Consider the following 14,344-nt stretch of genomic DNA (forward strand, 5'->3'; position numbering starts at 1 on the left):
AAAACAAGGAGGACAGACAAATGGCTTTTAATTTTTATGATACCCACACACTGCTCGCCTCCGTGCAGCAGCTCCCGCCGCTTCACTCTTTCCTTTTGGATCGCTATTTCCCTACTAACGCCGCCTCTGACGTGTTCGCCACTGACGACGTGCTGGTGGAATACCGCAAGGGATCCAAGAAAGCGGCACCTTTTGTAGCACCTCGCAAGGGCGGGATCACGATCCTGCGCGAAGGCTACACCATGAAGCGCTTCACTCCGGCGCATATGGCACCGAAGCGCCCACTCTCCATTGACGACCTGAAAAAGAGAGGCTTCGGGGAGGCTCTTTATACTAACCTGACTCCGGCCCAGAGGCAGGGCGTGATCATGCTCGGAGATCTCGACGAACTCCGCGACATGAACACCCGCAGAAAAGAGGCCATGGCTGCCGAGGTAATCTTCACCAACGGCTGCATTATGCACGAGTACACGGACGACCTCGGCACTTACGAGGAAAAGGAAGTCCGTTACTATGACGGCACCAGCAACCCGGCAAAATATACCCCTTCCGCAGACTGGGCCGACACTGAGGCAGGCGGCAAGCAGATGATCGACGACGTGGCCGCCATGATCTCCATGTTGAGTAAAAGAGGGCTCCCTGCGACCGAGTGCCTCATGGCTCCAGACGTTGCGGATCTTTTCCTCCGCAATCCGTGGATCCTGAAACTGCTCGACAACCGCAACTACAATATCGGAGGCGTAGATCCTGAGACTCTGCCTGCCGGTGCTTCCAAGATCGCCCGCCTGAATATCAAGGGCCGAATGATCGACTTCCTCACTTATGAGGACACATACACCGAGCTGGACGGAACTGTAAAGCAGTATATCCCGCAGGGCATGATCGCGGTAGGCGCTCCGGCTGCTGGCCGTACTGTTTACGGCGCGATCACTCAGGTGGAGCAGACCGACGGCGAGTTCCATACTTACACCGGCGTGAACGTGCCGAAGTATATCAGCGACGCTGCTCACAACATCCGCGAGCTCACTCTCAGCTCTGCACCGCTGCCTATGCCTAACAACGAGTGCCCGTTCAGCGTGGCGAAAGTTATCAACTAAGCGTACCGAGTAGAAAGGAGCAAAACCATGAGAAAAATCAGGGTAACAGTGGGAACCGTCGGCTATTATGACGCCAAGCACGCCCACAAAAGAATGACAGCAGCGGACGGCCCGTTTGAGTGCGAGGACACTCAGGCGGAGCACTTCGTCTCTGCTGGTGTCGCTGAATACGTCGGCGGCGCAATCGAAGTAGACGAGGCGGACGAGCAGGAAGTGACCGGCCACCTTGCAAAGAGCCAGCTCGAAGAAATGACGATCCAGCAGCTCCAGAACCTCGCCGGGGATCTCGGCGTTGACGTTACCGGCTGCAAAAAGAAAGCCGATTATGTGGACGCGATCGCAGCCGCAGAAGTAAACGCTGGCGGCATGGTTGACGACGAGGACACAGACGGCGACGATCTCCCGGATCTGAACGCAGCAGATCCGGAATAATGGAGGTGAGCACATGATCCGAATGATCAAAGGCACCTACGGGCTCGTTAAAAACGGAACCGTGGAACCTATGACGAAACACTCTCCTGCCTTCTCTATCAACGCAGCCCGCGAGGCTGAGCTGGTGGAGGCTGGCGTGGCCGTGTATGAGGCGGAGCCGGAAAGCACTTTCTCAGAATACAACGGTCTGAACATGACAGAGCTCAGAGAAGCTGCAGCAGCGTATGGCGTAGACGCGAGCGCAGTCCGCAGCAAAAAGGAAGTGATCGCCCTGATCGAGGCAGCCAAGGTCAAAGCCGACAGCTCCGCAAAAATCGAGGCGGAACCTTCCGAGGCGTAAGCTCGTGAGCTTCAAAGACCAAATAAAGCAGGATCTCTCGGACATTTTCCTGAATCTGGACGAGTTCGCAGACCTTCACCGGATCGAAGGGAAGGAAGTCCCGGTGGTAATTGACAGTGACATAATGGCCAAGCTGAGCAAAATCGGCGACAACCGTATTCATGGAATGGACGAGGCCGACATGGTGATCATGGGAAAAGCCTCCGACCTTCCAGAAAATCTGGATCCCGGCCGCCTTCTCAATCTGGACGGCCGTGAGGTGATCGTTGTCACTACCACGTCGGAAATGGGACTCGTACAGATCGCGGTTCGCCAGAATCGCATGAGCTAAGGAGGTGACGGCAGCATGACACTGGTAAACAGTATCGACAAAATAGTGAGCTGGCTCACTGAAAACGTATGCAGCAAGATCACCCTCAAACTGCCGGACGACTACCGGAACGACACCGGCTACGACGTCGTTATGGTAAACCCCGCGGCGTTCCCTTTATACGTTCCGGGAAAGGATCGGCTGCCGCCAAACGTGGCCGCTCCGATCCCTTCCGTCTGCGTGCAGCTCATGGAAGGAAGCGACGAGCTTATTCAGAAAAAGAGGCAGCTCCAGATCCGGCTCTGCCTCGCCTGCTGGAATCCCGGCCAACACGGCGGGGAGATTTTCAACCCTCGCGAAAACGCGAAGGCAACCGGCGGCTACTCCTACTACGTCAATACCGGAGAAGCTGCCAAAACATACTCGCGAAACATGGACGGCTGGCGCGATTGCTACAATCTGGCCGACCTCGTACTCCGCGAGATCGAAACTGCGGAATATATCGCAGGCCATAGGCTCGTAAAAGAGCAAGGGATCAAGTTCGGCCCGTTCACAGAGGACGGCAATGTCTGGGACTACTACCCGTACTGGCATAGCTGGATCAGCTTCGCGCTGGAAATCGGAACGACTCCGGCGATCCCGAAAGAATACGAAGAATTTTTATAAGGAGGACTAAAACATGGCATATTTGCATGGCGCATATGGCGAAATCGGCGAAAGCAAAGTGGCTTCCGTCACTCAGGCCGACGTGGTGGCCGCGTATATCGGCACCGCACCGGTGAACCTGATCAGGGGTTACGCTGACAAAGATCTCGTTAATATGCCGGTAAAAGTAACCAATATGAGCGAAGTCCAGAGCCTCGTCGGCTACTCCGACGACTGGGAAACATTCACCCTCGGTTCTGCGTTCGCTGAGCACTTCGACAACACCGTCGGAAATGTGGGCCCGATCTATATCGTGAACGTGCTCGATCCTGCGGTGCATAAATCCGCACAGAAAACCACAAAGGCCCTGACCTTCACAGACGGCAAGGCAGAGTTTGAGAGCGACAAGATCATTCTCGACACCTTCGCGATCGCTGACAAGGCCGAGGGCGTGGACTATGCTCTCTCTTATAGCATGGCAAAGCACACAGTAACCGTGACACTGCTCAAAGAGACTGACGGGGCCGAACTCTCCGCAACCTTCGACACCGTGGATACTTCCAAGGTGCAGGCGGCCGACATTATCGGTGAGAAAACCGAAACCGGAGAATATACCGGACTGGCTTCCATGGCTCTACTCTATCAGTACCACAACGCCGTGCTCAATATTCTGGCAGCTCCGGGCTGGAGTCATATCCCGGCCGTATACAAGGCCATGGTGAGCACTATCCAGAAACTCAACGGCCACTGGGACAGCTTCGTTCACGCCGACGTTCCTCTGGAGGACAAAGGAACCAAGATCGACACGCTCGCAAAGGCTCAGAAATGGGCCATTGACAACGGCTACACCAGCGAGTTCTCGAAGGTATACTGGCCGAAGATTAAGGACGGCAACGGCCGGATCTTCTGGCTGTCCACAGTAGGCGCCGCCACTATGCAGCGCGTAGACCTGAGCCACGACGGCGTTCCGTTTGAATCTCCGTCCAACAAGGAAATCATGGCCACGAGCCAGTATTTCGGTGAGGACTCCAAGAACCGCGGCTTCGATCAGGAAACCGCGAACAAGCTCAACGAAAAAGGAATCACAACAGCCTGCTTCTGGGGTGGCCGCTGGGTATTGTGGGGCCCTCATACTGCTGCGTACAAGTACAACGGCAGCATGGACGCCCGCGCGATCTTCGACGTAAATATCCGTATGCTGGAGCATATCACGAACAGCTTCCAGAAGGATCACGGAACTGAGATCGACAGCCCTATGACTCCGCAGGACAAGGACAGCGTGCTGAATTTTGAAAAGGAAAAGCTCGACACCCTTCTGGGAATCGGTGCCCTGATCGGTACCCCGTCCGTGGAATTTGTGGAGAGCGCGAACCCTACCAGCAACATGCTGAACGGCGACTTCGTTTGGGACTTCTCCGTAACTAACACGCCTCCGTTCAAGTCTGGCACCGCTCGCGTATGCTACACAGACGAAGGCTTCCAGTCCTTTTTTGCTACTGAATAAGGAGGTGCAGAACAATGGCAAAATGGCTCGATATTAAAGGCCCGGTAGTGGCCGACACTGTATACGCGGACAGCACTCTGGTGGCGAAGGACGTCGCCTTCACTCTGCCCGGTATTGAATTTTTAACCGCTGACGTGCAGGCCATGGGTAACATGACCGTGCCACTGATCGGACTTCTGGAGAACATGGAGCTCTCCATTACAAAGATCGGCGTAGACAACGGCCTGCGCCGCATGAACCGCCTCAAAAAGCAGAGCTTCGAGTTCCGCTGGGTTCAGAATGTCGTAAAATCCGACGGATCCACCGCAACCGAAGGCTGCAAGGCTTTTGTGCGTACTATGCCGGGCTCATTCCCTGAGCTGGGCGTCGAAGTCGGCAGCGCAACCGAAGCCGAGAACACTTACAACGTGACAAGGCTCCAGATCTACGCAAATGGCGTCGAGATCTGCTGCGTTGACCGTTTGGCTCAGATCCTCCGTATCAACGGCGAGGACTACATGAGCCAGATCAACAACCTGCTTTAATGCAGTAATCAAAAAATAACCACGGCCCGCCGGTCAAGTCACTGGCGGGCTCTTTTTTTGTTTGAAAGGAGAACAAAATGAACGGAACCCTCACTCTGAAAAATCCCGTAATGATCAACGGGGACAAAATCACAGAAATGAAGTACGACACGAACGAGATCGACGGCGTGCTTTTCGCAACTGCTGAGGCAAAGAGAAAAGCGGCCGCAGGTATGAAGAATCTGTCCGTGTCCGCAGCGGCAGAGTTCGACTTCGGCCTCCACCTCTACCTCGGCTATGCTGCGATCGTGGCCGTGAATCCGACTTATGACTTTTCCGATCTGGAGCGCATGAAGGGCGCGGACGTTGTGGAGGTAATGGCCCTCGGCCGAAATTTTATGCTGAAATCGGAGCCGGAACCACAGGAAAACGACTCCGCAGAGCCTACCGCGACTACGCCAGAGTCTACCACACCAGCACGACAGAGCTCGAAAAAAAGCGAGTAACTGACTTCATCATAGAGTATGCAGAAGCGGCCGAGGATCTCGCAGCCGAAAAAAAACGCGCTGAGAAAAATCGGCCGCTAAACATAAGGAGGCCAAAGCACACAAGGAGGTGAGGACGTGGCAGACCATACTCTACAATCTACGATAGAGATCGCCGGATCCCTCAGCCCCTCCCTTCAATCGGCCATAAACGCGGCCGTCTCTCGTCTGGAGGAAATGAGCAAAGAAACGCTCGAAGCCGCCGGTGCCTCCGCACAGTTAGCGGCAAAGATCAGCACGCAGGAGACAGTCCTCAAAAATCTGGAACAAGGCTACGCCGACTACATTGTGACCGGCCAAGAAGGAACCGAGGAAGCCGAACAGCTCGCGAGTACAATCCAAGAACTGTCCGGTGAACTGACGGAAAATCGCGGCACGTTGGACGCGGCAGAGAAAGCCGCCCGTGCCCTGTCCGAAACCATGGACGACGCAGGCGGAGAAGCTGAAACGCTGCGCTCTACAATCTCCAAACAGGAGGACACCCTCCAACAGTTAAAACAGCGATACGTTGACGTTGCAACCGAACAAGGGGAAACCAGCGACGAAGCGCGGGAACTCGCTCGACAGATCCAAGACCTATCCAGCGAACTGCACGAGAACAAAACCAAGCTCTCGGACGCAGAGTACGCAGCGGACAAGTTGGACAATTCTCTGGAGGAAGTCGAAAGCTCGGCCAAAAAGGCAGACGACGGCTTCACCATGTTTAAGGCTACGTTGGCAAATCTCGCAGCCGACGCGATCATGCGAGCGGTGGATGGTATCAAAAATCTGGTTGGAAACGTCATAGAGTTGGGCCAAAACTTCACCAGCACCATGTCCGAGGTATCGGCAATCAGTGGCGCAACCGGTGAGGACTTCGAGAAACTGGAAGCCTGCGCCAGAGAATACGGCGCCACCACGGTTTTCTCGGCCAGCAATGCAGCCGAGGCCCTCAAATACATGAGCCTCGCCGGGTGGGACGCCGATCAGTCCACAAGTGCGCTGGGTGGCGTTCTGAATCTGGCCGCCGCTTCCGGCATGGAACTGGGAGCGGCTTCCGATATGGTAACGGACTACCTGAGCGCCTTCGCCATGGAGGCCGGAGACGCCGCATACTTCGCAGATCTGCTCTCCTACGCGCAAAGCCACAGCAACACCACGGCCGAAGCACTGGGCGAAGCCTACAAGAACTGCGCAGCCAACTTAAATGCAGCCGGGCAGGACGTCGAAACCGTCACCTCGCTGCTCGAAGGAATGGCAAACCAAGGTTACAAAGGATCCGAAGCCGGAACCGCCATGGCCGCGATTATGCGAGACATAACCAACGGAATGAAGGACGGCGCGATCAAGATCGGAGAAACCTCCGTGGCCGTAATGGACGCACAGGGCAACTTCCGAGATCTCACCGACATTCTCACAGAAGTGGAAGCCGCCACAAATGGAATGGGCGACGCAGAACGAGCCGTCGCGCTATCTTCCACTTTTACCGCAGACTCCACCAAGGGCCTGAACCTGATCCTCAACGAAGGCATGGACAATATCGCCGGGTACGAGGAAGAACTCCGCGGAGCTTCTGGATCCGCTGAGGAAATGGCCAATATTATGAACGACAACCTCAGCGGCGACGTGGCGGCAATGAACAGCGCCTTCGAGGAACTGGGGCTCAAAATTTACGACGCGCTGGAAAGTAAGCTACGAGCAGGTGTGCAGTTTATCACTAACGGCGTGATCCCGGCGATCGAATGGCTCGGCGGACATATCCCAGAAGTGACCATAGCGGTGAGCGGCCTCGGTGCCGTTATCGCGGCTATGAACTGGGGAACCATATCGAGCAAGATCGCAATGGTGAAGGGCGCACTGGTAAAACTCGCTGCAGCACTGGGAGGCGTATCGCTTCCGGCTATTGCTATTATCGCAGTGATCACGGCCGTGGCTCTCGCCTTTACGAATTTATGGAAAAACAACGAAGAATTTAGGAACAAGATCACAGCGATCTGGGACGGAATCAAGGCCAAGTTCGACGAGTTCGGGCAAGGAATTGTGGACAGGCTCAACGCGCTGGGGTTCGAGTTCGAGGACATAACCGAAGTAATGAAGGCAGTCTGGGACGGCTTCTGCGAGGTGCTCGCTCCGATTTTCGAGGGCGTATTCCAGCAGATCAGCAATATTCTGAACGAGGCCCTCGACATTCTGACCGGCCTGTTTGACATCTTCGCCGGAATTTTTACCGGTGACTGGGACATGGTATGGCAGGGCGTCCAAGAAGTTTTCGGCGCAGTCTGGGACTTCGTTGTGGCAACCTTCGAGAACTGGATCAGCACGTTCACCTCTCTGGCGGACACCGTTCTGGGCTGGTTCGGCACCGACTGGGAAACCGTCTGGACGAATGTTAAAACATTTTTCTCAGACACATGGAACGCGATCTCGTCGTTTTTCTCCGGAATCCTGACGGGAATCAAAACATTTTTCACGGACACATGGAACGCGATCGTCTCGTTTTTCTCCGGAATTTTATCCGGAATTTATTCGAGCGTTACCGGAACCATGACCGAGATCCACGACACCTTCACGAATATCTGGGACTCAATCACCGGATTTTTGTCCGGAGCATGGGAAACAATTAAAAACATTGTGACCGTCGGGATCATGGCCGTGAAGGAAATTATCAGCGCAGCCTTCCAGATCATCACGCTGCCGTTTCGGTTTATCTGGGAAAACTGCAAGGACACGGTGCTCTCTATCTGGGAGACTATCAAGAGCGTGATCGGCGAAAAAATCGACGCCGTAAAAGAAAAGATCACCACGGTGACGACTGCGATCTCCAACGTAGCAAGTGCAGCATGGAACGCGATCAGCTCCACGGCTTCCTCCCTCTGGGAAGGAATCAAAGGCACGATCGGTTCCAAAATCGACGCAGCCAAGGAGAAAGTAAGCACCGCGACGAGCACGATCACCAGCGTGGCGAGTTCCGCATGGTCAAGCGTAAGCTCCACGGCTTCCTCTCTCTGGAGCACAATCAGCTCCACAGTGAGCAGCAAGATCTCGGCGGCCAGTTCCGCCGTAAGCTCGGCAACGAGTACGATCACCAGCGTGGCAAGTTCCGCATGGTCAAGCGTAAGCTCTGCCGCTTCCTCCAAATGGGAAAGCGTCCGGAGTACGATCAGCAGCAAGCTGAGCAGCGCGCAGTCTACCGTTTCCAGCTTAATGAGTGGAATCACTTCCACCATGAGTTCGGGACTCAGCTCCGCACTCAGCACAGTGTCGGGTAAGTTCTCCAGTATTTACTCGACGATCAGCAGCAAAATGTCGGCAGCAAGGGACGCCGTAGGAAACGCGATCAGCGCCCTAAAATCAAAGTTTAATTTCTCGTGGAGCCTGCCACACCTGAAACTCCCTCATGTGAGTATCAGCGGCAGCTTCTCGATCAACCCGCCAAGCGTACCACACTTCGGTATTTCATGGTACAAGGACGGCGGTATTCTGACGCGCCCGACTATTTTCGGCGCAGCAGGTAACAATCTTCTGGCTGGTGGTGAAGCTGGCGCCGAGGCGGTGGTTCCTCTTGCAACCCTCTGGGATAAGTTGGAAACCATGATCACCTCAGTGTTCAACACTGCAAGCACAACCGGCGGATCTTCTGGCGAAGGACTCACAAGCACGGCCGGAAGGCTTCTGACTCTGGACGACTTCTCTCTCGGAAGTCTGGCAGACAGTGGCGGCGTGGTAGTTTACTACGACTTCTCCGGCTTCACATGGAGCCCACAGATCCAGACAGAAGGAACCGGCGACGACGCGGACGACTTCATGGCGAAGCTCAAAGCCCACGAGGCCGAGTTCTTCGACTGGCTGGAAGAATTTATAAAAATGCGGGAGGTGGCTCAATATGCGTAGAGTAACAGGCTACAAAGACTACACGACACGCGAAGGGGACACCTTCGACGCGCTGGCCCTCGAAATGTACGGGGAGGAAATGCTGGCGCACTATATCGCAGAATTTAACCCCGACTATGCGGACGTGCTGATCTTCGACGCGAACGTGGCCCTCCGGCTGCCGATCGTCGAAGGTGCAGAGACGCCGGAAACTCTGCCGCCGTGGCGTCGGGACTCTGAGGACGAGGACGACAGCGCGTGAACCTCTACTACAACGGGGTGGATATATACGGGGACGTGTCGGTGAACTACTGCGTGCACGAAATGTTCGCAGAAAAGCAAGCCGACACCCTCGTGATCCGCTTCAATGACACCAAGGGAACATGGAGCAAGTGGCAACCGGCCGAAGGTGACACCGTGCAATTCAAAGAAGGCGCGAGTGATACCGGGAAAATGTTCGTGCACTCCATGAAACCAGAAAACGGGCTTTTTACGATCCGAGCCATGTCCATGCCGAAAAGCGGCAAGACAAAAAAGAGTAAAAGCTGGGAGGGCGTCCGGTTCCTACAACTGGCGAATGAGTTCGCAGGAAATCACGGGCTAACATTCCAGAACTACGGCTGCACGGATCAGGTTTACCCGTATATCAAACAGGACAGCGAGACAGACTTCGCCCTATTCCACCGGCTCTGCACTCTGGAAGGCTGCCAAATGCTTATATTTGACGGCAAGCTGCTGGCGTATAACGAGCAGTACATAGAGGGGCAGACTCCAGCCGGTAGTCTCTCCGTAGATGAAAACGGCGTTTTCTCCTATGAGGACAACCGGGGCGGAATGTACGGATCCTGCGAAATTGCAAGCGGAAGCTACTCCGGAAAATTTATAGCCAACAGCTCCAACAGCTCAGTGCTCCGCCCTGCGGTGCCTATTCAGGTAACCAGCAATGCAGAGGCGGCACGCTTCGCCAAGGGGCTGCTGCGGAACGCGAACAAGTTCGCCCGATCCGGATACTTTTCCAAGTCACTTATGACCGGATATGCAGCCGCCAGCATTTTGACACTATCAACACCAAGGGCAACCATGTGGGACGGTACCGTTTTTGTGTATAAAGTCCGGCATGATTTTGTCGGAAATAAATCCACGATCTACTTCCGACACATTCTGGAGGGCTACTAATGGGAAACATCAATAAAGGCACGATCGCCAGCATATCAGGAAACACGGCCCGCGTTGTACCGTCTGACGCCGGGGCTAAGCCAACCGCAAAGATCACGATCCCGTGGCACCTCCGCGGATCCACCGGAAACCTCTCAAAAGGCACGGCGGTGGTTTATGTGGAGTTTGACGACTCCACCGGGCTGCTGCTGGGCCGGGCGGACGGTGAATGGGGGTGCTACCTGCCGAGCCTCTCGGCCGGTAATATCAACGTACCGAAGGGCGACGTCACAGCTCGCGGCATAAGCCTGAGCGGGCACACCCACGGAGGCGTCGAAACGGGCAGCGGATCCACTAAAAAACCAAACTAAGGAGGTACAGCCATGCCAACAATGGCACAGTGGGGCTCAAAAAAATGGGCCGTATCATCAAAGCAAGTCGTCGCGCTGGAGGGGCTGGCCTTTTCCTACGAGCAGGTGGCCGACGAAAACACCAGCACCGAGGACAAAAAGACGACTAACGAACGAGGCACCGAGCTTTTCCCCCTCTCATTCACCACCGTGCTACACTCAGGCGCAGGCGTTGACGTATGGGCGGAGATCCAGAGCTGGAAGGCTCTCGTCACAAAAGTGAATTATTTCTATCTCGGCGGCAAGAAGCTGGGGCCGAAGCTCCAGCTCCGAAAAGTCGCGGTAAGCAACACAAAGGTGGACGGCAAGGGGCGGCTACTTCTGGCCACTCTTTCCTTCACATTCAAGGAATACGATCCGGCCACCACCAGCGTGAAGGTAAGCACCACCGCGCTGAATGTGAAAGCGAGCACCGCCTCGAAGTCCGTCAAGAAAACAACCAACACAGCGGCCAAAAAGGCCGCAAAGAAAACGATCAAAGTCGGCGACTATGTGAAGCCGACCGGCAGCAGGTACGCAACCGGCCAGAAGATACCAAACTGGGTAAAACAACGAAAGCATAGGGTGAGCCAGATCAAGAGCAGCCAAAACAAGGTGCTACTGGGCCACCCTAACGGGATCAATAGCTGGGTGTATCTGTCCGAAGTAACTCTCGCATAAGGAGGTGACGCCATGATAGCAAGCGGAAACGGGAGCCCGGAAGTGTGCGCCGCCAATCTGCTGAGGATCGTCCGCGGTGAAGTCGCATACGATCGCGTGCGCGGCGTTGACGGGACTCTGATCGACAAACCGAACGCGACCAACGAGGCCGTGGCTGACGCGGAGTGGGTTCTGGAAACCTTCGAGCCCCGCGTGGAGTCTGACAGTATCGCCTCAGATCCGGCGGCTGCCTTCTCTGGCGACTTCGGCATGATCGTGAACATTATCCAAAGAAAGGAGGACGAGGATGCATGAGCGAGCTCAAATTCATAGAGACAACCGACGAAACAATCTACACCGACATACTGGAAGAATTAGAGAACGGCGTCGGCGAGCCTCTCTACCCCGGTGACGAGCGCCGAATCTTCGGCGACACCATGGCGAAGGTGATCGTCACTGTTTACAACACAGTAAACGACGCCTGCCGCCAGAAAATGCTCCGATATGCAAGGGGCACTGTTCTGGACGCTCTGGGAGAAAACAGAGACGTGATCCGTCTCGATCCTACCTATGCCACTACCACCCTACGGTTCACAGTTACCGAAGCGGTGGGCTCTAATATCATTATACCGGCCGGACTTCGAGTAACAGGTGACTTCGTTCACTATTTCCTGACAGACACCACAGCCGTGCTTTATGCAGGTAGCCTCTATGTGGACGTGGCAGCAACCGCCGAGGAAGGCGGCACGGACTACAACAACATAGACGAGGGCGAGATCTCCGAGATCGTGGACGTCTCCGACGTTCCACTGCTCGACGGAGTAACAAACCTGACCATAACAGAAGGCGGAGGCGACCGTGAGGAGGACGAACCGTACCGTGAGAGAATCCGAGAGGCTGAGAACAAACTCAGCACCGCAGGCCCGGCCAAAGCCTACAAATACTGGGCGCTGTCCGCGAACTCTCTCGTCACGGACGCAGTGGTGGAATCCGAAAAGGAAACGATCACCAGAACACTGAAAACATACGCCGGGCACGCCTTCCAAGGTGGCGCCAATCTCCTGCCGGACACTCTGGTGGTTTTCCTGAGTGACGGATCCGAAGCCACAGCAGGGGCCGACTATACGGCCGAGTATGCAGACGAGCTTCTGACTCTCTCACTCTCCGGATCTCTCGCTGGAGCCGAGGCGGTAAAGATCCAGATCGGCCGCAATATGTACGGCCGCGTCAAGATCGTGCCGATCTGCGCCGGAGGACAGATTCCGAGCGAGGAAGTGCTGGCCGACGTGCTGGCTGCCTGCTCTGCGGACGACGTTCGCCCTCTCACTGACATGGTAACGGTGGAAGCTCCGGAAACTCACGAGTATGACATAGAGCTCACCTATTACACCACTAAAGCCAACGAGTCAGAAGTAGTGCAGAACGTGGAAGGATCCGGCGGGGCTATTGATCAGTATATCAACTGGCAGGGCTCCACACTGAATCAGGACATAAACCCAGACGAGCTCCGGAAGCGGATCCTCTGCCCTGACTGGGCCGACGATCTGATCGGAGCCACCCGTGTGCAGATCATCAAACCGGAATACACCGAGCTCAACAGCACGACCGTGGCCAAGTTCTCCGGTAAAAAGATCGTGAAGCATATCGTCAGAGGATAAAGGAGGTGGACAGCATGGGCGGCATGAAAGTGTCAAACATGGATTTTATAAAACTGCTGCCCGCCTTCATGCAGGACGACGAGGCAGCGATCGCACTCAGCAAGGCCGTGAACAAGCTCATAGGTGAGCCGGGCAAACGTCTGGCCACAATCCGCACATGGGACAAGGTAGACGAGCTCACAGAGGCGGAGTGCAACGAAATGGCGTGGGAGCTGGACATTGACTGGTACGACTCCGAAGGCATGAGCCTGACAGAGAAGCGGAACACAATCAAGCTCGCGCAGCAGATCAAAAGAAAACGCGGTACCAAGTGGGCCGTTGAGCGTCTGATCGGCGCATACTTCGGCGAGGGCTATGTCATGGAGTGGTTCGAGATGGACGACTCCCCGTACACCTTCGCGGCTCTAACCACAAACGCGAACACCGACGGCGAAAATTTTAATAAATTTGTTGACGCCGTTCAGGCTGCCAAAAATGTGCGCTCGCATATCGCGGGCGTTTTCTATTACTGGCAGCAGGGGCCGGATCCCGGTATTGAGTGTGCGCTGAACACGGAGCTGCACCGTTATGATTTTGTAAAATGCGGTACCAACCCGCGAACGGCCACGATCGGCTTCGTGATAAAGCCGAGCATTGAAACAGATCCGGAAGTGAAGCCGTACCTATACGACTACACTCACGCCGGAACTACAACCTGCGGAACATATCCGCAGCCCGGAACACTCGGCGCCGTCGTAAAGCAAGCGGCTGCAGCCGAGCCTGACACCGAGGCGTTCCGTTACAACTACCCTGAATGTGGAATAACTCCACGGCCGGGGACGTTGGGCTCAGTTATAAAACGCGCAGCAGCCACGAACGAAAAGGCGGCCCTGTTCTGCTATCCGTTCGTAAAATGCGGAACTAAGCGCTGCGGGGAATAAACCGAAAGGAGGGCACAAAATGGCATACTTCGGCGAAGCCTACATGGGACGAAGGCGGCAGCAGTGGCTCCGCTCTCTCGCCTATGTCGAGGCTCAGACAAACGGCACATGGCACCGCGGAACGATCAACCAGAAAAAGATCGAAGGCGAAAACGTGGTAGTTATGGCGACGTTCCCGACGCTGGACTCTATCGCCTGCACGATCAACGCCTCCCGTCTGATCGACACCTACGGGGAGCAGGCAGCATACCAGCAGAGAACTATCAACAAAGTGGCCGGACAGGGAACCATGATCAAGATCACGATCCCGATATATGAAGTCACAGCATAAAGGAAG

17 protein-coding genes are annotated in these 14,344 nt (G+C 55.3%); all 17 read left to right on the forward strand.

Translation table 11 applies throughout. From position 1 onward, the window contains the following. Positions 1 to 20 precede the first annotated feature (20 nt). Positions 21 to 1,097, forward strand: coding sequence for a major capsid protein (locus LK436_RS00330; protein ID WP_008398624.1), 1,077 nt, complete (start codon positions 21 to 23; stop codon positions 1,095 to 1,097). 27 nt (positions 1,098 to 1,124) lie between these two features. After that, positions 1,125 to 1,529 (forward strand): hypothetical protein, encoded by a 405-nt coding sequence (locus LK436_RS00335; RefSeq protein ID WP_004220650.1) that lies wholly within the window; start codon positions 1,125 to 1,127, stop codon positions 1,527 to 1,529. 13 nt (positions 1,530 to 1,542) lie between these two features. Then, on the forward strand, positions 1,543 to 1,869 hold the full coding sequence (locus tag LK436_RS00340; RefSeq protein WP_008398622.1) for a hypothetical protein: 327 nt from the start codon (positions 1,543 to 1,545) through the stop codon (positions 1,867 to 1,869). 4 nt (positions 1,870 to 1,873) lie between these two features. Beyond that, positions 1,874 to 2,200, forward strand: a complete 327-nt coding sequence (locus tag LK436_RS00345; protein ID WP_008398621.1) for a hypothetical protein — start codon at positions 1,874 to 1,876, stop codon at positions 2,198 to 2,200. 15 nt (positions 2,201 to 2,215) lie between these two features. Then, a complete protein-coding gene (locus tag LK436_RS00350) occupies positions 2,216 to 2,845 on the forward strand; it encodes a hypothetical protein (RefSeq protein WP_004220658.1) in 630 nt (209 codons plus the stop codon). Between the two features lie 13 nt (positions 2,846 to 2,858). Then, positions 2,859 to 4,328 carry a phage tail sheath family protein gene (locus tag LK436_RS00355; RefSeq protein ID WP_008398620.1) on the forward strand — a complete coding sequence of 490 codons (1,470 nt, stop codon included), beginning with the start codon at positions 2,859 to 2,861 and terminating at the stop codon, positions 4,326 to 4,328. 14 nt (positions 4,329 to 4,342) lie between these two features. Then, complete coding sequence (locus LK436_RS00360) at positions 4,343 to 4,852, forward strand: phage major tail tube protein (protein ID WP_008398618.1); 510 nt, start codon at positions 4,343 to 4,345, stop codon at positions 4,850 to 4,852. Between the two features lie 77 nt (positions 4,853 to 4,929). Next, positions 4,930 to 5,337: a hypothetical protein gene (locus LK436_RS00365; protein ID WP_005933302.1), complete on the forward strand. Its 408-nt coding sequence runs from the start codon at positions 4,930 to 4,932 to the stop codon at positions 5,335 to 5,337. Positions 5,338 to 5,454: 117 nt separating this feature from the next. Beyond that, on the forward strand, positions 5,455 to 9,246 hold the full coding sequence (locus LK436_RS00370) for a phage tail tape measure protein (protein ID WP_008398616.1): 3,792 nt from the start codon (positions 5,455 to 5,457) through the stop codon (positions 9,244 to 9,246). After that, on the forward strand, positions 9,239 to 9,487 hold the full coding sequence (locus tag LK436_RS00375) for a tail protein X (protein WP_005933311.1): 249 nt from the start codon (positions 9,239 to 9,241) through the stop codon (positions 9,485 to 9,487). The genes LK436_RS00370 and LK436_RS00375 overlap by 8 nt, the downstream gene beginning before the upstream one ends. Further along, a complete protein-coding gene (locus tag LK436_RS00380; protein WP_008398613.1) occupies positions 9,484 to 10,401 on the forward strand; it encodes a phage late control D family protein in 918 nt (305 codons plus the stop codon). The genes LK436_RS00375 and LK436_RS00380 overlap by 4 nt, the downstream gene beginning before the upstream one ends. Then, entirely contained in the window at positions 10,401 to 10,751 is a 351-nt protein-coding gene (locus LK436_RS00385; RefSeq protein ID WP_008398612.1) for a hypothetical protein, read from the forward strand. Before LK436_RS00380 ends, LK436_RS00385 begins: the two co-directional genes overlap by 1 nt. 12 nt (positions 10,752 to 10,763) lie before the next feature. After that, positions 10,764 to 11,450, forward strand: coding sequence for a hypothetical protein (locus LK436_RS00390; protein WP_227910134.1), 687 nt, complete (start codon positions 10,764 to 10,766; stop codon positions 11,448 to 11,450). A 12-nt stretch (positions 11,451 to 11,462) separates the two neighbouring features. Further along, positions 11,463 to 11,744, forward strand: coding sequence for a hypothetical protein (locus LK436_RS00395; RefSeq protein WP_008398609.1), 282 nt, complete (start codon positions 11,463 to 11,465; stop codon positions 11,742 to 11,744). Next, a complete protein-coding gene (locus LK436_RS00400; RefSeq protein ID WP_008398607.1) occupies positions 11,741 to 13,087 on the forward strand; it encodes a baseplate J/gp47 family protein in 1,347 nt (448 codons plus the stop codon). Before LK436_RS00395 ends, LK436_RS00400 begins: the two co-directional genes overlap by 4 nt. Positions 13,088 to 13,101: 14 nt before the next feature. Further along, a complete protein-coding gene (locus tag LK436_RS00405) occupies positions 13,102 to 14,007 on the forward strand; it encodes a phage tail protein (RefSeq protein ID WP_004220696.1) in 906 nt (301 codons plus the stop codon). Positions 14,008 to 14,026: 19 nt separating this feature from the next. Beyond that, a complete protein-coding gene (locus LK436_RS00410) occupies positions 14,027 to 14,338 on the forward strand; it encodes a hypothetical protein (RefSeq protein ID WP_004220698.1) in 312 nt (103 codons plus the stop codon). The last annotated feature ends 6 nt before the right edge of the window (positions 14,339 to 14,344 follow it).

The organism is Clostridium sp. M62/1, assembly GCF_020736365.1.
In the GTDB taxonomy this organism is placed as follows: domain Bacteria; phylum Bacillota; class Clostridia; order Lachnospirales; family Lachnospiraceae; genus Otoolea; species Otoolea saccharolyticum_A.

What these genes read in the sequence shown, in the direction of transcription:
- LK436_RS00395 (WP_008398609.1), top strand. Translation starts at nt 11,463, where the DNA reads ATGATAGCAAGCGGAAACGGGAGCCCGGAAGTGTGCGCCGCCAATCTG.
- LK436_RS00400 (WP_008398607.1), top strand. Translation starts at nt 11,741, where the DNA reads ATGAGCGAGCTCAAATTCATAGAGACAACCGACGAAACAATCTACACC.
- LK436_RS00365 (WP_005933302.1), top strand. Translation starts at nt 4,930, where the DNA reads ATGAACGGAACCCTCACTCTGAAAAATCCCGTAATGATCAACGGGGAC.
- LK436_RS00405 (WP_004220696.1), top strand. Translation starts at nt 13,102, where the DNA reads ATGGGCGGCATGAAAGTGTCAAACATGGATTTTATAAAACTGCTGCCC.
- LK436_RS00385 (WP_008398612.1), top strand. Translation starts at nt 10,401, where the DNA reads ATGGGAAACATCAATAAAGGCACGATCGCCAGCATATCAGGAAACACG.
- LK436_RS00390 (WP_227910134.1), top strand. Translation starts at nt 10,764, where the DNA reads ATGCCAACAATGGCACAGTGGGGCTCAAAAAAATGGGCCGTATCATCA.
- LK436_RS00410 (WP_004220698.1), top strand. Translation starts at nt 14,027, where the DNA reads ATGGCATACTTCGGCGAAGCCTACATGGGACGAAGGCGGCAGCAGTGG.
- LK436_RS00330 (WP_008398624.1), top strand. Translation starts at nt 21, where the DNA reads ATGGCTTTTAATTTTTATGATACCCACACACTGCTCGCCTCCGTGCAG.
- LK436_RS00375 (WP_005933311.1), top strand. Translation starts at nt 9,239, where the DNA reads ATGCGTAGAGTAACAGGCTACAAAGACTACACGACACGCGAAGGGGAC.
- LK436_RS00355 (WP_008398620.1), top strand. Translation starts at nt 2,859, where the DNA reads ATGGCATATTTGCATGGCGCATATGGCGAAATCGGCGAAAGCAAAGTG.
- LK436_RS00335 (WP_004220650.1), top strand. Translation starts at nt 1,125, where the DNA reads ATGAGAAAAATCAGGGTAACAGTGGGAACCGTCGGCTATTATGACGCC.
- LK436_RS00360 (WP_008398618.1), top strand. Translation starts at nt 4,343, where the DNA reads ATGGCAAAATGGCTCGATATTAAAGGCCCGGTAGTGGCCGACACTGTA.
- LK436_RS00340 (WP_008398622.1), top strand. Translation starts at nt 1,543, where the DNA reads ATGATCCGAATGATCAAAGGCACCTACGGGCTCGTTAAAAACGGAACC.
- LK436_RS00350 (WP_004220658.1), top strand. Translation starts at nt 2,216, where the DNA reads ATGACACTGGTAAACAGTATCGACAAAATAGTGAGCTGGCTCACTGAA.